The organism is Mucilaginibacter sp. Mucisp73, from assembly GCF_059491465.1.
Map to the genome: position 1 here is coordinate 6,413,100 of NZ_CP168507.1, position 16,645 is coordinate 6,429,744.

General features: G+C 43.1%; 12 protein-coding genes. 6 read left to right on the forward strand and 6 right to left on the reverse strand.

What is annotated here, in order from left to right:
* The first annotated feature begins 25 nt into the window (after positions 1-25).
* A complete protein-coding gene (locus ACEN82_RS26730; protein ID WP_413321500.1) occupies positions 26-2,365 on the forward strand; it encodes a glycoside hydrolase family 3 protein in 2,340 nt (779 codons plus the stop codon).
* A 124-nt stretch (positions 2,366-2,489) separates the two neighbouring features.
* Here ACEN82_RS26730 and ruvC read toward each other — a convergent pair whose 3' ends face one another.
* Genes ruvC through ACEN82_RS26750 form a run of 4 tightly spaced genes read right to left on the reverse strand, consistent with a single transcriptional unit; the run spans position 2,490 to position 7,675 of the window.
* The gene (gene ruvC / locus ACEN82_RS26735) at positions 2,490-3,080 is read right to left on the reverse strand and encodes a crossover junction endodeoxyribonuclease RuvC (RefSeq protein WP_413321499.1); all 591 of its coding nucleotides are present in this window, start codon (positions 3,078-3,080) and stop codon (positions 2,490-2,492) included.
* A 19-nt stretch (positions 3,081-3,099) separates the two neighbouring features.
* Positions 3,100-3,738: a leucyl/phenylalanyl-tRNA--protein transferase gene (gene aat, locus ACEN82_RS26740; protein ID WP_413321498.1), complete on the reverse strand. Its 639-nt coding sequence runs from the start codon at positions 3,736-3,738 to the stop codon at positions 3,100-3,102.
* An 11-nt stretch (positions 3,739-3,749) separates the two neighbouring features.
* On the reverse strand, positions 3,750-5,684 hold the full coding sequence (locus ACEN82_RS26745) for a DUF3857 domain-containing transglutaminase family protein (RefSeq protein ID WP_413321497.1): 1,935 nt from the start codon (positions 5,682-5,684) through the stop codon (positions 3,750-3,752).
* 8 nt (positions 5,685-5,692) lie between these two features.
* A complete protein-coding gene (locus ACEN82_RS26750) occupies positions 5,693-7,675 on the reverse strand; it encodes a DUF3857 domain-containing protein (protein ID WP_413321496.1) in 1,983 nt (660 codons plus the stop codon).
* 207 nt (positions 7,676-7,882) lie between these two features.
* Here ACEN82_RS26750 and hflX point away from each other — a divergent pair, with 207 nt between their 5' ends.
* On the forward strand, positions 7,883-9,067 hold the full coding sequence (gene hflX, locus ACEN82_RS26755) for a GTPase HflX (RefSeq protein WP_413321495.1): 1,185 nt from the start codon (positions 7,883-7,885) through the stop codon (positions 9,065-9,067).
* 81 nt (positions 9,068-9,148) lie between these two features.
* Here hflX and ACEN82_RS26760 read toward each other — a convergent pair whose 3' ends face one another.
* Together ACEN82_RS26760 and mqnB are read right to left on the reverse strand one after the other, a co-directional pair.
* On the reverse strand, positions 9,149-10,051 hold the full coding sequence (locus tag ACEN82_RS26760; protein ID WP_413321494.1) for a menaquinone biosynthesis family protein: 903 nt from the start codon (positions 10,049-10,051) through the stop codon (positions 9,149-9,151).
* Positions 10,052-10,061: 10 nt separating this feature from the next.
* Entirely contained in the window at positions 10,062-10,682 is a 621-nt protein-coding gene (gene mqnB, locus ACEN82_RS26765; RefSeq protein WP_413321493.1) for a futalosine hydrolase, read from the reverse strand.
* A gap of 76 nt (positions 10,683-10,758) precedes the next feature.
* On the opposite strand from mqnB, the gene ACEN82_RS26770 reads away from it, so the two are divergent.
* The 4 genes from ACEN82_RS26770 to ACEN82_RS26785 all read left to right on the forward strand — a co-directional run bounded on the left by ACEN82_RS26770 (position 10,759) and on the right by ACEN82_RS26785 (position 16,628).
* Complete coding sequence (locus ACEN82_RS26770) at positions 10,759-11,175, forward strand: 6-pyruvoyl trahydropterin synthase family protein (RefSeq protein WP_090534603.1); 417 nt, start codon at positions 10,759-10,761, stop codon at positions 11,173-11,175.
* A 9-nt stretch (positions 11,176-11,184) separates the two neighbouring features.
* Complete coding sequence (folE, locus tag ACEN82_RS26775) at positions 11,185-11,826, forward strand: GTP cyclohydrolase I FolE (RefSeq protein WP_090534521.1); 642 nt, start codon at positions 11,185-11,187, stop codon at positions 11,824-11,826.
* Positions 11,827-11,922: 96 nt separating this feature from the next.
* On the forward strand, positions 11,923-12,810 hold the full coding sequence (fabD, locus tag ACEN82_RS26780) for an ACP S-malonyltransferase (RefSeq protein WP_413321492.1): 888 nt from the start codon (positions 11,923-11,925) through the stop codon (positions 12,808-12,810).
* Positions 12,811-12,893: 83 nt separating this feature from the next.
* A complete protein-coding gene (locus ACEN82_RS26785) occupies positions 12,894-16,628 on the forward strand; it encodes an ATP-binding protein (protein ID WP_413321491.1) in 3,735 nt (1,244 codons plus the stop codon).
* The last annotated feature ends 17 nt before the right edge of the window (positions 16,629-16,645 follow it).

Genomic DNA, 16,645 nt, shown 5'->3' on the forward strand with positions numbered 1-16,645 from the left:
TCTTTAACCTGAATCATGAATGATTATGGCCAAACCAATTAAACTGATAACCCTGCTGGCCCTGCTGCCGGCAACCGCTGCTATAGCACAAACTAAGTGGACAGAAAGAAAAGCGGGCGATATTGCTTTTGTTACTAATACAGGCGGGCAAAACCTGGGCTACGCTACTACATCGGGTGTGAAAATATTAACCGTTGATGGCTTTGCTTTTAAAGATCTGAACAAGAACGGCAAGCTGGATAAGTACGAAGACTGGCGCTTACCTGTTGATGAACGTGCTAAAGACCTCGCCTCAAAAATGAGCGTGGAGCAAATTGCCGGGTTGATGTTGTACAGCCGTCATCAACCCATCCCCGCGGCGGCGGGCGGGCCATTCGCCGGTACTTATAACAATAAAATTTTTGTTGAAAGCGGTGCCAAGCCATCAGACCTGTCTGATCAGCAAAAACAATTTTTAGCTAAGGATAATGTAAGGCATGTGCTGGTAACATCGGTACAAAGTCCTGAAATAGCCGCGCAATGGAATAATAACGCGCAGGCTTTTGTAGAAGGTCTGGGTTTGGGTATTCCCAACAATAACAGTTCCGATCCCCGCCATGGCACCGTGGCAACAGCCGAATACAATGCCGGGGCAGGAGGGGCTATTTCCATGTGGCCGGGCTCGCTTGGATTGGCTGCAACCTTTGATCCTGAAGTGGTGAAAAACTTTGGGCATATAGCTGCGCAGGAATACCGGGCTTTAGGTATCTCAACAGCACTTTCGCCGCAGGTTGATATCGCTACAGATCCACGCTGGGCACGTGTTAGCGGCACTTTTGGCGAAGATCCGCAGTTAGCTGCCGATATGGCCCGTGCTTATATTGATGGCTTCCAAACCTCGGCTGCCGAAAAGGAAATTAAAAATGGCTGGGGTTATAACAGCGTAAACGCTATGGTTAAACACTGGCCAGGCGGCGGTGCAGGAGAGGGTGGCAGGGATGCGCATTATGCTTATGGCAAGTATGCGGTTTATCCGGGCAATAATTTTAAGCAACATTTGATCCCTTTTACCGAGGGCGCATTTAAGCTGCAGGGTAAAACCGGCATGGCTGCGGCCGTGATGCCTTATTATACCATCTCCTATAACCAGGATATCAAAAACCACGAAAACGTCGCCAATAATTATAACTCCTATATTATTAACGACCTCCTCCGTAAAAAATACAGATACGATGGCGTAGTTTGTACCGACTGGCTGGTTACCGGCGATGAAACTACGGTTGATTCATTCCTTTCGGGCAAATCATGGGGCGTAGAAGGCCTTTCTATAGCGCAGCGCCATTACAAGGTGCTGATGGCGGGTGTTGATCAGTTTGGCGGCAATAATGAGGTTGCCCCGGTTGTTGAAGCGTACCAGATAGGCATAAAAGAACATGGCGAAGCGTTTATGCGGGCAAGGTTTGAGCAATCGGCAGTGAGGTTATTGCGCAATATTTTCAGGACTGGCTTGTTTGAAAACCCTTACCTGGAGCCTGAGGTTTCCAAACAAACTGTTGGCAAACCCGAGTTTATGGATGCAGGTTACCAGGCGCAGCTTAAATCCATAGTGATGTTGAAAAACAAGGCTAATATATTGCCTTTACAAAGCGGCAAAACGGTATATGTACCTAAAAAATTTACTCCGGCTGGCAGGAACTTTTTGGGAATGGAGACACCTGAAAAATTGGAATATCCTGTAAATATGGAAACTGTTAAAAAATATTTTAAAGTAACCGATAACCCTGATGAAGCCGATTATGCATTAGTGTTTATTGCCAGCCCCAATAGTGGAGGGGGGTATAACAGTGCCGACGCTAAAAACGGAGGAACAGGATATGTACCGGTTAACCTGCAATACGGAGCATACACGGCCACCGATGCCCGCGCTACCAGTATAGCAGGTGGCGACCCGCTGGAGAAATTTACCAACCGTACTTACAAGGGTAAATCAAGCACTGCTATTAATGTTACCGATTTGGCTATGGTTACCGATACTTATGCCAAAATGAAAGGGAAGCCGGTTATTGTATCTGTTAATATGAACAATCCGATGGTATTTGCTGAATTTGAAAAGGATGCCAATGCTATCATTGTGGATTTCGGCGTGCAAGGCCAGGCTTCACTTGATATCATGACCGGTAAAGCAGAGCCATCAGCATTGCTGCCGTTGCAAATGCCGGCAGATATGAAAACCGTTGAAGCCCAGTTTGAGGATGTGCCGCACGATATGAAATGCTATGTTGACGAGCAGGGCAATAAATATGATTTCGGTTTTGGCTTAAACTGGAAAGGGGTGATTAAAGACGGGCGTGTGGATAAGTATGTGAAAAGTGTGGTGAAGCCGTAAGATATTAAAATATAACGTTAATGTAGAGACGCATAATTGCGTCCATAGGACATGCCGTATGATGGTCTATTGTAATTTGCATGTGGGAGACGCAATTATGCGTCTCTACATTTGATGGATAATCTTATTTCACAATCCGCTTGGCATTGTCTTTCACAAAAGTATCCCAACCTGAATATGATTTTTTAGAGCCCGATTTTCCGGAACCCGAACCTGTGGGGATCCGTTGAAATGAATGACAAACAGCTACAGCCAAACCATCGGTAGCATCCAGAAAATCGGGGGTTTCTTTAAATTTTAGCAGGCTTTGCAGCATGGCGGCTACCTGTTCTTTGGTAGCGTTCCCATTGCCGGTTATCGATTGTTTTATTTTACGGGGAGCGTATTCGGTGATGTCTACATTGCGCGATAATGCAGCGGCTATGGCCATGCCCTGCGCACGGCCGAGTTTCAGCATTACCTGTATGTTTTTGCCATAAAACGGAGCTTCAATGGCCAGGCAATCGGGGTGGTAGTTATCAATGAGGGCAACGGTTTTTTCGAAGATGCGCTGCAGCTTAAGCATATGATCGTCGGTAACGGGCATTTTTACTACGCCCATAGCAAGTAGCTCAATTTTAGGGCCGGTTTCCTTTAGCAGTCCGTAACCCATAACGGCTGTGCCGGGGTCGATACCTAAAATGATCCTTTCCTTTAAATTTACCACCTGCTGCATATGGCTCAAAGGTAACTAATCAAACTAAATTATTTAGCAATACATCCATATATTGCTCCCGGCTTATCATCCTTGCTCCAAGCGATTCGAGATGACCGGTGTGTACCTGGCAATCGATAAGCTTGTAAAGCCCTGTATTGCACAGATAGATGAGCGCTGTTTTTGAAGCGTTGCTGACGCGGCTAAACATACTCTCACCACAAAAAACATCACCTACGTGTACACCGTAAAGGCCGCCGACCAGCTTGTCATCCTGCCATACCTCAACAGAGTGGGCATAGCCTTCCAAATGCAGGCGATTGTATGCAGCTATCATATCGTGCACAATCCAGGTGCCGTCCTGCCCTTCGCGCGGAGCGGTTGAACAGGCTGTTATAACGTCGGTAAAGCAGGTGTCAACAGTAACGTTCAGTTTGCCGGAGCGTAATACCTGCCGCATGGATTTGGATACTTTCAACTCATCAGGAAATAAAACAAACCGCTCGTGCGGCGAATACCACAGGATAGGCGTATCATCACTATACCAGGGAAAAATGCCGTTTTGATAGGCCAGCAATAACCGTTCGGTACTCAAATCGCCGCCAACAGCCAAAAGCCCGTCTGGTTCGGCCAGATCGGGCTTCGGAAATATTAAACGTTCGTCGAGCCTGAATATCATCAGGCGCAAATTTATGCTTTACGGCGGATCACCAGCTTTTTATTTTGGGCTTTGGCTATCGCATCCAGATAAACCTGCAATTCGGTGTATTTGGCGGCAGGGATCACATGGTTTTTTAAATTGAATTTGGTAGTGCTTACCACCTGGTTTTTAGTTGCGTCATAAACATACTTAACATCATAAGTGCCGTAAGTAAATTTAAGGCTTTGATCGGCAGGCAAAGCATCAATTTCAAAGCCGGCAGGCAAATCAATGGTGGTAACGCATGTTTTTAACATGGGAATTTCAAAGAAGAAATCGCTTTTTCGTTTTTCAAGTATGGGTACGGTTGTTTTCCACAGATCAAAAACACGGGGTTTGTAAAACTGCTTGTTGCCCGCCGATACATCGCAAAATTTATCGTACTCCAGCTCAATGTCCAGTTCTTTTATGCCGTCTTTATCTGTTGATGGCTTGAACTCAAAAACTGATGGCTGCTTCATGTTCAGCATCTTAATCAGTACCTGTTTTTGTTCGTCGGTTTTTAAGGCGGCTATACCCAGGTAATCATCGCGGTATTCGCCTGTGCTTAAAATTTTAAGTGTTGCCTTTGCGCCGCCATCCGCGTCAAGTACCACATGCGCCTCGCTATTAAATTGGTTGTCAATATCTGTACTGCGTGGCGTTTTAACCAGTTTGCCCCCATCTTCGGTAACCAGCAATGCATACCTGTTTTCGGTAAATGGGCCAAGCTTACCGAATGGCTTTTGCATATTGGTACACTCAAGCCAGGTAGTATCGCCTTTAAAAGGGACACATAAAATAATGTGATTAAAGGGATCGCTTGGAAATGCAGGATCAGCGGGCTCTTCGTTTGAACCTGCGTTTATTATGGCATAATACGATGGAATATCAGCTGCCTTTAATAAGGCATACATGTAGTTTGATAAGGCCTTGCAATCGCCATACTTTTTCTGGTCGACAAATGTAGCCGGGAATGGCTTTAAACCCCCAATGCCGAGCTGGATACTTACATAGCGCATGTTTTGCTGCATGTATTGGTATAAAAACCGGGCTTTCTCTTTGTCTGTTTTAAAGTCGGCCGTCATTTTTTTAACCTCGGCTATCCGCTCCGGACTAAGCGAGCATACGTCTGCATTGAGGGCCTGCAGCCATTTGCCAAAATTTTGCCAGGTGCTGATATCGCCGGGAATACCACCAAACTGGAATGAGTTTGCTGCAAACATGATCCGCGGCATAACCTGCCATGATTCAGCATCGTCTTCGGGCTTTATAGCTTTTAAATTTTTTACATGCCAGGTGTACTTTTCAAACTCTCCGGCAGGTGTTTTTTCGGGCTTGATGGTAGTATTCTTATTCATGTACCTGAAGCCTACCGAGGGATTGACCAGGACAGTATACTCCGCGTTTTGGACTGCCCGCTCGGGCCGTTGAATTTCCCATTCGCCCAAATCGAGATAGCTGTTCATGTCCTCCTCAAAAATTACCTCAATAGTAGTTGGATATGCAGATATCGGATGTTTCATGGCCAGCATCCGGTCGTCCGTTACAATCGAGATCCCATCGGTAGCGGCATAATCATAAAAATCGCTCTTGTGATATTTTTTTATCATCGTTCCATCAGCGTTGTAAACCAGCATTTGCACGTTATCAACACTGCTGAATTTTTTATCGTAACCCAGGCCAAGTTGTGCGGCGGCATCACCTTTTTCATTTAAAACAGTAATGATGGCGTGATGCTTTAGCGTCATTTTACCAGCTGCTTTTACGGTAACCTCGTCTGAAGAATACCGCACAACTGAATTTGCTTCTCCCTTTAATGAATCGGGGATGGTTGATGCTATATAAAATTCTTTTGGAAGGTTTTTATCCTGTCCATAGCTCTTGATTGATAAAATGACAATGCCTGCAATAGTTAGCAGCCGGTAAAGGTATGTAGTGCTCATGTTATCGATCAGGCTTTTTTAAGTACTATCTGCTCAGTAAGCATATCCTGCATTTGTTTGTAAAACTCTCTCAGCTCAGGATAATTTTCTTTTTCGTAAAAAGCCTTTTCGTATGATATAACATATCGCACTACAATCATTCCATCTTGTTCGGCAATAAAACGTTTAAGGCTTATACTTTGATCGGGCATAACCATGCGTATGCTTTTTGGCAGCGCATCAATTTTATAACCTGCCGGAATTTTGTAGGTGCCGTTTATCTCATACCTGTTACGGTGCCCAAAGTCAATATCAGTAGCGCGCTTTTCACTCAGGAAAGGGTTGGTTCGTATAGGGGTAAAAAGGTTGGGGTTAAAATAAATATATGTTCCGTCGGAACCGGTGAGCTCCAGGTCAAAAGCTATATTTTGTACCAGTGGCAGGGTATCTGACTCCATATCCTTCATTTTTAATGATGATATTTTAAGGTTATTGTCGTTAGCCTTTATGTAGTCGATATATTTTTTTTCACCATCGGTTTTATAACGTTCAACACTGCTTATTTTGTGATAGCTGAAGCTGCTGATATCTGCAGTTCCGGTCATTTTGCTATCCGCCTTAATGTCGGCATTGATCATGACCACCTGCCTGGCCGGGCTTTCTTTTGTAATATAAAGCATATCATAAGTGTTGGCCTGCTTATCAATATACAAACCCGATGAATTCAGTAGCATATCGGGTGTTTCATTATATAAATTGTATTTGTTTGTAGCATCAAGTATATACTCTTTTGTGCTATCAACAGGAATGTAAACCACTGCACGGTTAAACTGCGAAAGCGAGGTGTTGAAGCGGTTCACTTTTCCGTGTTCGCGGGTGCTCACAATCATTGGGTAGATTTCCTTAATGCCCGATTGCTTAAGCAGGTGGTATAAAATAATATTTACCTCGGCCGAATTGCCCGTTTTCTTTTCCCATGCCCGGTAAGTACCGTCGTTGGTATACCAGCGGTCAACGCCATCCCATTTCATGAGGGTTTTTACCTGGTTAAAAACGTAAGCTATTTTTTCATCATCAGTTTTAAAGGTTTTAGCTTTGGTGATAATGGGCTCTTCGTCTTTTAATTTACGTTTTAACTGGCCGCCAAAATCTTCATCATCGGCAATAATGCCGCCCACTTTAGCCCAGGTATCTGAATATGACTTGTAAAAGCCATAGCTTGATTTTACAGAAGTAAGGTTAAACTGTAACGACATGATATTGTCGGTATATGAGCGCATGTAAGGCTCATCATGCAGCGAAGGGATGTTTTCCATAACCCTAAAATCTTTTTCATCATTATATGATAAAGGATTTGTGCCGGGCATGGTGCGGGCTTCTGAATCATGGGTTGCTTTTGAATAAGGCATCCAAACGTGGTTCACCGTGCGGAAATACAACAGATCGGGAATAGACGTATCCAACTCGCTGTACCGCACCGGTATTTTCTGCTGAAAATCCCACGACGGGAAATTGCTTATCGAAGCGGTATGATATTTATACTTGTATTCAATTACCGAGCCCGCTTTAACATTGGGCATTGAAAATACAATGGCATTGCGTACCTTATCAATGGTTTGGGTATAGATAAGTTTTTTATCCAGTTTGGTTATTTCGGGCTTTCCGTTAACCAGGTTAATGGTTTCGGCTTGCACATCGGTAATATATTCCAGCCGGTTACCGCCGTAATATTCAATACGGATGTTGGCTTCATCTTTACCATTATCGTTAAAAATCTTGATCCGTTTGTGGTACTCGCCGCTAATGTCAAATGAACTATCGTAATAAACATCGCCTTTGTTAAAAAGAACTTCGGCATTGGCATCGGGCTCAAAATCGCATTTGGCCATTTCAAGGTCGGCAATTTCAATTTTGCCAAAGGGTAAAACTTTAGAAGGGGTCTCGGTTTTTTTTTGAGCGTTTACCGGTAACGCAAATAGGGCTGCTCCAAGCAGCAGTAAGAGCCTGTTCATCGTGATGAGGTTTAATCAAATCAAAAATAACAATTACCGGAATATTTAAAAGCAAATTTTTTTAGTCATTTTAATTTAATTTTTCATAATGAAAGTTCCTGTCATGAATTTATTCCCGCGTATGTTATTTTGACATTAAAATTTTATTTCATAGCCCCGTTTACGTACATTTATTTAACTGGCATTTGGATTGATATACTGTAATTAATGAAACAAAAATTTTATGATACTGCTGTGAAGCAGGAAAAAGCGGTACTTGTAGGTGTAATAACGCCCAATGAAACCGATGAGATTGAGAAGGAACACCTGGAAGAGCTCGAGTTTTTGGCCAGCACCGCGGGAGCGTTAACGGTGGGCCATTTCACTCAAAAACTACAGCGCCCGGACAGGGCAACTTTTGTTGGCTCAGGTAAACTGGAAGATATTAAAGCCTACGTTAAAGAAGAAGAAATTGATATAGTTATTTTTGATGATGGCCTTTCGCCATCGCAATTGCGTAATATTGAGAACGAGCTGCAGGTAAAGATCCTGGACCGGAATAACCTGATCCTGGATATTTTTGCAAGCCGTGCCCAAACGGCGCAGGCCAAAACCCAGGTTGAACTGGCGCAATTGCAATACCTGCTGCCCCGCCTTACCCGCCTCTGGACCCACCTTGAGCGCCAGAAAGGTGGTATTGGTATGCGCGGCCCGGGCGAGTCGCAAATTGAAACCGACCGTCGTTTGATCCTGAATAAAATCTCTTTACTAAAGGATAAGCTAAGGCAGATAGATAAACAGAACGAAACACAACGCAAAAACCGCCATCAGCTGGTGCGTACCGCACTGGTGGGATACACCAACGTAGGTAAATCAACCATCATGAATATGATAGCCAAATCGGAAGTTTTTGCCGAGAATAAGCTGTTCGCTACCTTAGATACCACGGTGAGGAAAGTTGTGATTGAAAACCTGCCTTTCCTGATGTCGGATACGGTAGGGTTTATCCGTAAACTACCTCACCATTTAGTTGAATGTTTTAAATCAACCCTTGATGAAACCCGCGAAGCCGATATCCTAATCCATGTAGTGGATATTTCGCACCCAAATTTTGAAGATCAGATCCGTACGGTTAATGAAACCCTCAAAGATATCGGCGCTATTGATAAACGCATTATTACTGTATTTAACAAAATAGATGCCTTTAAACCCGAAGATCACCAGGTGCCGCAACAGGAAGAACCATTAACGCTGGAAGACTTTAAACAAAGCTGGATGGCGAAGAACAATGCACCAGCCATATTTATTTCGGCAACTAAAAAGGAAAATGTGGAAGAGTTCAGGGCCTTACTTTATAAGGAAGTGAAGGCTATACATACTGAAAGGTATCCTTATGATGCTTTGTTGTATTGATAGCTGATTGGATAGATATAAACAAAAGAGGGACGCATTTTGGTGAGTCCCTCTTTTGTTTTTGGAAGCAATGCGGTTAGACTAATCAGTCAAAAATATACCCTGCTTCACCTCCGGTATAACCCCTTTCTCCAATGCAGTATCAAACATCAGGTTAATAGCTTTACGTCCTTCCTCGCCAAGTTCAATTGAGTATTGGTTTACATAAAGCTCGATGTGTTTATACATCACTTCTTCGCTCATTTCCTGGGCGTGTTGTTTAATGAACTCCAGGCCTGATTTTGGATTGGCAAAAGCAAACTCAACCGATTTACGCAGCACCCGGTTAATTTTATGCTGAACATCCAGCGGTAAATTACGGTTAGCTACAATGCCGCCAAGCGGGATGGCGCAACCCGTACGTTTTTCCCAGTAATCGCCAAGGTCGATTAATTTAGCCAGTCCCCTGTCCTGATAAGTAAACCTGTTTTCGTGGATGATCAATCCAAAATCAATGGTTCCGTTTAGTACAGAATTTTCTATTTCAGAAAAAACAATTTCTGTTTTGTTATTTGCTTCCGGAAACGCGAGGCTTAGTAAGAAATTGGCAGTTGTATATTTTCCAGGGATCCCAATTTTGGATTTAGAAACAATAGGCACTAAATCAACTTTTTCACTTGTGCCCGATTCTCCCTTAAATATTTCTTTATCCTCATCATTTACAAAGCGCGTTATCGGTGGGTTGAAAATAAGCATAGGCCCACCCCCAAAACCAAGCGCACTGCCCGAGTCAAGCAGTACATACTTGTCAGTTACATAAGCAAAAGCATGGTAACTTAACTTGGTAATGTCCAATTCGCCGCGAAAAGCTTTTTGGTTAAGCGTTTCTACATCATCATAAAATACTTCAAACTCCAGGCCCTCGGTATCAATTTTATGATGGATGAGGGCATCAAAAATAAATGTATCGTTAGGGCAGGGCGAAAACCCGAGCGTTAGTTTCATGAGGGTAGTATTAACTGTTAATGATCTGGCTCACCAGGTCGATGGCAAATGTATTCAGATTTTTAATGGCCAGCCCAATGTTCCAGGCCTCACGATTACGTTTCTCAACATAATTTGACACTGCCCTGATCTGTAGGCCCGGTACGTTCATTTGCTGGCAGGCGTAAAAAAAAGCCGCGCCTTCCATGCTTTCCAATTGCGGGTGTAACCGTTGCCGTACTTTTTGGATGGATGGCTCGTGGCCGTGCACCGTATTAACGGTTATAGCCTTTGCCTTTTTCAGAAAAAAGTTTGGATAAATCTCCTCAAGCGATGTTGTGGGCGTAAAAACACTTTCTCCAAAACCAAGGGTATCGATAGGGATAAAAGCTTCGTCATCCTGCGCGCCAAGTTCGGCAAAGGTGTCTTCGGTTATTTCCAGTACATCGCCTAAATGGAAATTACGGTCGAAGCTGCCTGCTATGCCCAAATTAAGCACGAGGTCGTAAGTATGGTTGGCTAATTGCCGGGCCATGCCAAAGGCTGTTGGTACCATGCCTGCACCGGTTATTAATACATCAACCTTATTGCCCAGTTGGTTTACCAGGGGTTCAATCTCAAATTTGGTAGCTGCAACAATGAGTATAAGCATATTGCATTATTTTGACGGCTAATATAAAACAACTACCCTGTTTTTGTTTTGTATATTTGCACCCACTTTTGTTATGATGATACATATAACGCGCAAGGAACATTTTAATGCCGCTCACCGGATGTACCGTGAGGAATGGAGCGCTGAAAAAAACTTTGAGGTGTTTGGCAAATGCGCCAACCCCAACTGGCATGGTCACAATTACAACCTGTTTGTAACTGTAAAGGGCGAAGTCACGCACGCTACCGGTTATCTTATCGATTTAAAAGAGCTTAAAATTATAATCAACGAGTATGTTATTGAAAAGCTCGACCATAAAAACATCAACAAGGATGTTGATTTTATGGCGGGCAAAATGGCATCGACCGAGTTGCTGTGCATTGAGATCTTTAACCAGTTAAAAGGACCTATAGAAGCTTATGAGGGTGTGTTTTTACATTCGGTTAAGCTTTACGAAACTGAAAATAATTCTGCCGAGTATTTTGGCGGTTAATTTTATAAAATGAGCGACTCACAATTTAGCCAGGATACCGACGATGACGATTTCGGCGGATACATTAAAATAGATCGTTATAACCAGGACCGGATTGATAGTTTGAAAGATAACTACCATAACGTATTAAAGCAAATAGGCGAAGATGCCGCACGCGAGGGCTTGTTAAAAACCCCCGAGCGCGTTGCCAAAGCCATGCTTTATTTAACCCACGGTTACGAGCTTAATGCCGAAGAGATCCTGAACTCGGCCAAATTCAGGGAAGATTACAGCCAGATGGTTGTAGTAAAAGACATTGAAGTTTATTCGATGTGCGAGCACCATATGCTGCCATTTTTTGGCAAGGCGCACGTGGCTTATATCCCTAACGGGCATGTGGTTGGTTTGAGCAAAATTCCACGTGTGGTTGATGTATTTGCCCGCCGTTTGCAGGTGCAGGAACGTTTAACCAACGAGATCCGCGATTGTATTCAGCAAACACTGAACCCTGTAGGCGTTGGTGTGGTAATTGAATGTCGCCACCTGTGCATGAGCATGCGCGGCGTACAAAAACAAAACTCGGTAACCACCACGTCGGCCTTTACCGGCGAGTTCCTGAAAGAAAAAACCAGGACTGAGTTTTTGAATTTGATAAGTTCGAAATTGAGTTAAGAGCCCCCCGGCCCCCTAAAGGGGGAGTAAGGAGCTAATAATTATATTTATAAACCACTAAAACAATATTCCCCCTTTAGGGGGTTAGGGGGCAAAATGAAAGCATATATTTTCCCGGGCCAGGGCGCCCAGTTTCCGGGTATGGGCAAAGACCTGTACAATCAATCAGAAAAAGCACGTGAGCTGTTTGAAAAAGCCAACGAAATCCTGGGTTTCCGCATTACTGATGTAATGTTTGAAGGCACAGCCGATGACCTGGTGCAAACCAGCGTTACCCAACCTGCTATTTACTTACATTCAACCATTTTGGCCACAGTTTTGGGCGATGATTTTAAGCCCGAAATGGTTGCGGGCCACTCCCTGGGTGAATTTTCGGCCCTGGTAGCCGCGGGTGCTTTGTCATTTGAAGATGGCTTGCGTTTGGTAGCAGCACGTGCCAACGCTATGCAAAAAGCTTGTGAAATACAACCATCAACCATGGCCGCTATTTTAGGCCTGGATGATTTTACGGTAGAAGACATTTGCCAGCGCATTAGCGAGGTTGTTGTGCCTGCAAATTACAACTGCCCCGGCCAGCTGGTGATATCGGGCTCCATTGCCGGTATTGACGAGGCTTGTATTAAAATGACCGAAGCCGGTGCAAAACGTGCGCTAAAGCTTAAAGTAGGCGGAGCTTTCCATTCGCCGTTAATGGAAGCCGCGAGGGTTGAACTGGAAGCCGCGATTGTGGCTACCGAGATCAAAGCCCCGGTTTGCCCCATCTATCAAAACATAGATGCCAAGCCCTATACCGATCCTGAACTGATTAAACATAACCTGATAGCCCAGCTTACCGGTGCCGTTAGGTGGACACAAACCGTAATGCATATGCTTGAAGATGGTGCCACCTCATTTACCGAAGTAGGGCCGGGCAACGTACTGCAGGGCCTTGTTAAAAAGGTTGATAAAACCGTCGAAACTGCAAGCGCCGCGTTACCGCAATAATTTTTAAAAGCCACATACAACATGTGGCTTTTATTTTTGTTATAGGCTTGTATTAAACAAAAAATCCATAGTATAGTAACATCTTGACTACTTCCGGAAAAATACGTCTATTGCTTGCCCTTTTAGGGCTTAGTTTGCTGCTTACGGCCGTTATTGTTCAAAAAACATATACGCCCGTAAACAGCCTTGTGCAGTCTGCCCGGATACTGGAAGATAACCTCCATAACAAAGAAGCGTTTATAAATAAACAACTTAACGGCACCGAACGTTTTAAAAAGATGATGAACCTGCGCAATAATGAGCAGGACGCTATTAATGCTATTGAAAATTTTACCACCCAAAACAACATTTGGTTTATAACCTTAACCAATAATAAATTAAGCTTTTGGAGTGGCATAAAAGTATTGCCCGATAGTACCAATACCATTAAAGATGGTTATTCCTTTATTAAGCAGCCCAACGGGTATTATGAAACGTTCCGGAAAACGGAGGGAAATTTTTCCGTTATCTTTTTTATTCCGGTTAAGATCAATTACGCGTTCCAGAACAAATACCTTCAAAACAAATTTGCCAGGGATCTGCTCGATGATGATAACATTGACATAGCCGATTTTACAGATGTCAACGTTTATGAAGTTCATAGCAGCGATAATGATTACCTGTTTTCGGTAAAGCTTAAAAATAATGACGCCAATAATGATTTTGTTTATTATGAACTTTCATTTTGGATCCTCACCGCCATTACGCTTTGTGTACTGATGCATAATATTTGCAATTACGTGGCATCAAAAGGGTATGTGGTATTATCTATCATATTCCTTGCTTTATATATTGCGCTGTTCAGGTTTGTTAACCTGCATTATAACCTGCCCGATTTTACGTATAAGCTTAGCATTTTCAATCCGGCATTTTATGGCTCAAGCCTGGTTTATCCTTCGCTGGGCGATTTTTGTATCAATATCCTGGTCATTTTTTGGTTTGTAGCCTTTGTGTACAGGCAGCGCCGCAGGTTTTTAACCAATGTACAGAGCAAAACTGCCGGCTATGTTATTGTGGTTGTTGCTATTTTAACGCTTATAGGGGTGTCAACATCGTTATTGCGTTTGTTTCATGGCCTGGTTATCAACTCAAAAATCAATTTTGATGTAAACAATGTACTCAGCTTAACGGGGTTCAGCATATTGGGGGTATTAATGCTGTGTTTTAGCTTTTTGATATTTTACCTGCTCAATGAAATCATTTTAACCATATGTCTGAAGCTTAACGTACCCCGAACGCACCAGTTATTCCTGTTTTTGTCCGGAATTATCATGGCTACCGTCGTATTTGCCTATTTTCATGAATTTACGCTGTTTTACATATTGTGGGCACTGTTGGTACTGATAAGGGGCTATAGTTTTATTTACTATAAAGGGCAGCTTTTTGCCACATCGTTTTTAGGTATCGTGTTTATTTGTGCCCTGATAGCGGCCATTAAGCTTAATCATTTTGAAGATCTGAAAGAGCACGAAACCCGAAAGGCCCTGGTACAAAAACTGGAGATCCCGGATGATGCCACAGCCGATTATATTTTTAAAAGGATAGAAAATCAAATTATAACGGATACGGCCATAGTACGCTATTTTATCAATGGCCTGCACAACGGCGATTATCTAAAAACCCGTTTCCAAAAACTTTATTTTGATGGCTACCTGTCAAAGTACGAGTTTAAAGTTCATGAATTTGATGCCAATGATGAACCTACATCGGCAGATAAAAACTACTCGCTGAGTGTATTTAAAGACCTCGTACTATACAGCTCATTTAAGGTATCCGATTATTTTTACCGCGAAAATGAATCATTCGGATATCAGAATTACTTTGCCATACTGCCTGTAAATACCAGTAATAAGCAATTGGGCACTATTGTAATTGAGCTTAAATCAAAACCGCTGCAATTATCGGGCGCTTTCCCTGAGTTATTGATTGACGGCAACATCAGCCCGGAAAATGACTTTAAAGATTATTCATACGCCTTTTATAGCGATAACAAATTGCTGAGCCAGCGCGGCACCTATGTTTACTCGCTTGATAACAGGGAGTTTAAAGGCGACCTGAAAAAATACACCGAAAAAACCACGCAAAACCACAGCACCGCCTGGTACGAAAGCTTTACAACATACAATCACCTGATATACAGGCCCAGTGAAAGAAACCTGATTGTTGTTAGCAGGGAGGAAAACTCACTTTACTATGCGGTTACTTCGCTCACCTTCTTTTTGGTGGTTATACTGATATTCAGCGCGGTTATCATCACTTTAAAATGGTCATGGGCCCGCATCAAGATCTTTAACATAGCCGAAGACGGGCTGAAGATAAACTTCAGGATAAATTTTGATAAGGTATTGTATAAAACCCGCATCCAGATCTCGATGATACTGGCCGTAGTGGTTACCCTGGTGCTTGTTGGTTTTATTACTTTTTTATCCATCAGTAACCAGTACTATACCCAGCAGGAAAAAATGATCAGGGATAAAATAACCCGTATAGCATCGGCATTTGAAAACGGCCTTTTTACCCAGTATGTTGAGCATCTCAATGAGGAGAGCCAGGTTCATTTTAATGAATTGGCCAATACTTACGCAACCGATCTTACTTTGTTTGATACCAACGGTGTTCCCTTACTAACCACTCAGCCTAAAATTTATGAAAACGGCCTCGTGGCAAAACGGATGAACGCCCGTGCATTCATCTTTTTAAGCAAATTGCAAAAAACCGAGTTCGTAAACGACGAGAAAATTGGCGAACTGAGCTATAAAGCGGCCTATGCCCCGGTAACCCTTACTGCATCAAACAAAACGGTTGCCTATATCCAACTTCCTTATTTTAGTAATGAAGCCGATTACCGCGAGCGCATAAGCTCATTGCTTAATGTGATGATAAACGTTTACGCCATTGTTTTTATAGCAATTGGCTTGTTTGCCATCATTATAGCAAGGCAGATAACCGCGCCCTTAAACTTTATACAACAAAGCCTCAGCAAAACCATCTACGGTAAAAAGAACGAACACATCAAATGGTCGCGCGATGACGAGATCGGCGCATTGGTTAAGGAGTATAACAAAATGATATCGGCCCTTGAAAACAGTGCCCAGCGGCTGGCACAATCCGAACGCGAAAGCGCCTGGCGCGAAATGGCCAAACAGGTGGCGCATGAAATTAAAAACCCGCTAACGCCGCTAAAACTGGGCTTACAACTGCTTGATAAATCATGGAAGGACAAAGATCCCAGGTTTGATCAAAAATTTGAACGTTTCAGCAAGTCATTTGTGGAGCAGATCGAAAGCCTGTCGTCGATAGCGTCGGAGTTTTCGGCATTTGCCAAGATGCCGGATACCCGCATTGAGCAGATCAATATTTTTGATATGTTAAACCAGGCAGTTACCATTTTTAAACAGATGGATAATGTGCAGATCACCTATCTGCAACCAGAAAATGCGTTCATTATCAATGCCGACCGTGACCAGCTATTGCGCTGTTTTAATAACCTGTTGAAAAATGCTATTGAAGCCACCCCTCAGGATAGGAAGTGCATCATAGATATCAATTACCTGGTAACCAGCAAAAATATCCTGCTTACCATCAAAGATAACGGTAACGGGATTCCGGAAGAGATGCGTGAAAAGATCTTTGAGCCAAACTTTACCACCAAAAGCTCCGGAACGGGTTTAGGCCTTGCATTCATCAAAAACTCCATTGAAAATGCCAACGGTAAAATTTGGTTTGAAACAACTATGGGCACAGGAACCACATTTTATTTAAGTTTACCTGCTGCTTAATAATTAAACCGCCGGTA

Excerpts from the sequence above, each read along its gene's own strand:
- ACEN82_RS26750 (WP_413321496.1), bottom strand. The coding sequence starts at position 7,675 with ATGAACAGGCTCTTACTGCTGCTTGGAGCAGCCCTATTTGCGTTACCG.
- ACEN82_RS26760 (WP_413321494.1), bottom strand. The coding sequence starts at position 10,051 with ATGAAACTAACGCTCGGGTTTTCGCCCTGCCCTAACGATACATTTATT.
- fabD (WP_413321492.1), top strand. The coding sequence starts at position 11,923 with ATGAAAGCATATATTTTCCCGGGCCAGGGCGCCCAGTTTCCGGGTATG.
- ruvC (WP_413321499.1), bottom strand. The coding sequence starts at position 3,080 with ATGCAGCAGGTGGTAAATTTAAAGGAAAGGATCATTTTAGGTATCGAC.
- ACEN82_RS26770 (WP_090534603.1), top strand. The coding sequence starts at position 10,759 with ATGATACATATAACGCGCAAGGAACATTTTAATGCCGCTCACCGGATG.
- folE (WP_090534521.1), top strand. The coding sequence starts at position 11,185 with ATGAGCGACTCACAATTTAGCCAGGATACCGACGATGACGATTTCGGC.
- ACEN82_RS26745 (WP_413321497.1), bottom strand. The coding sequence starts at position 5,684 with ATGAGCACTACATACCTTTACCGGCTGCTAACTATTGCAGGCATTGTC.
- aat (WP_413321498.1), bottom strand. The coding sequence starts at position 3,738 with ATGATATTCAGGCTCGACGAACGTTTAATATTTCCGAAGCCCGATCTG.
- ACEN82_RS26730 (WP_413321500.1), top strand. The coding sequence starts at position 26 with ATGGCCAAACCAATTAAACTGATAACCCTGCTGGCCCTGCTGCCGGCA.
- hflX (WP_413321495.1), top strand. The coding sequence starts at position 7,883 with ATGAAACAAAAATTTTATGATACTGCTGTGAAGCAGGAAAAAGCGGTA.
- mqnB (WP_413321493.1), bottom strand. The coding sequence starts at position 10,682 with ATGCTTATACTCATTGTTGCAGCTACCAAATTTGAGATTGAACCCCTG.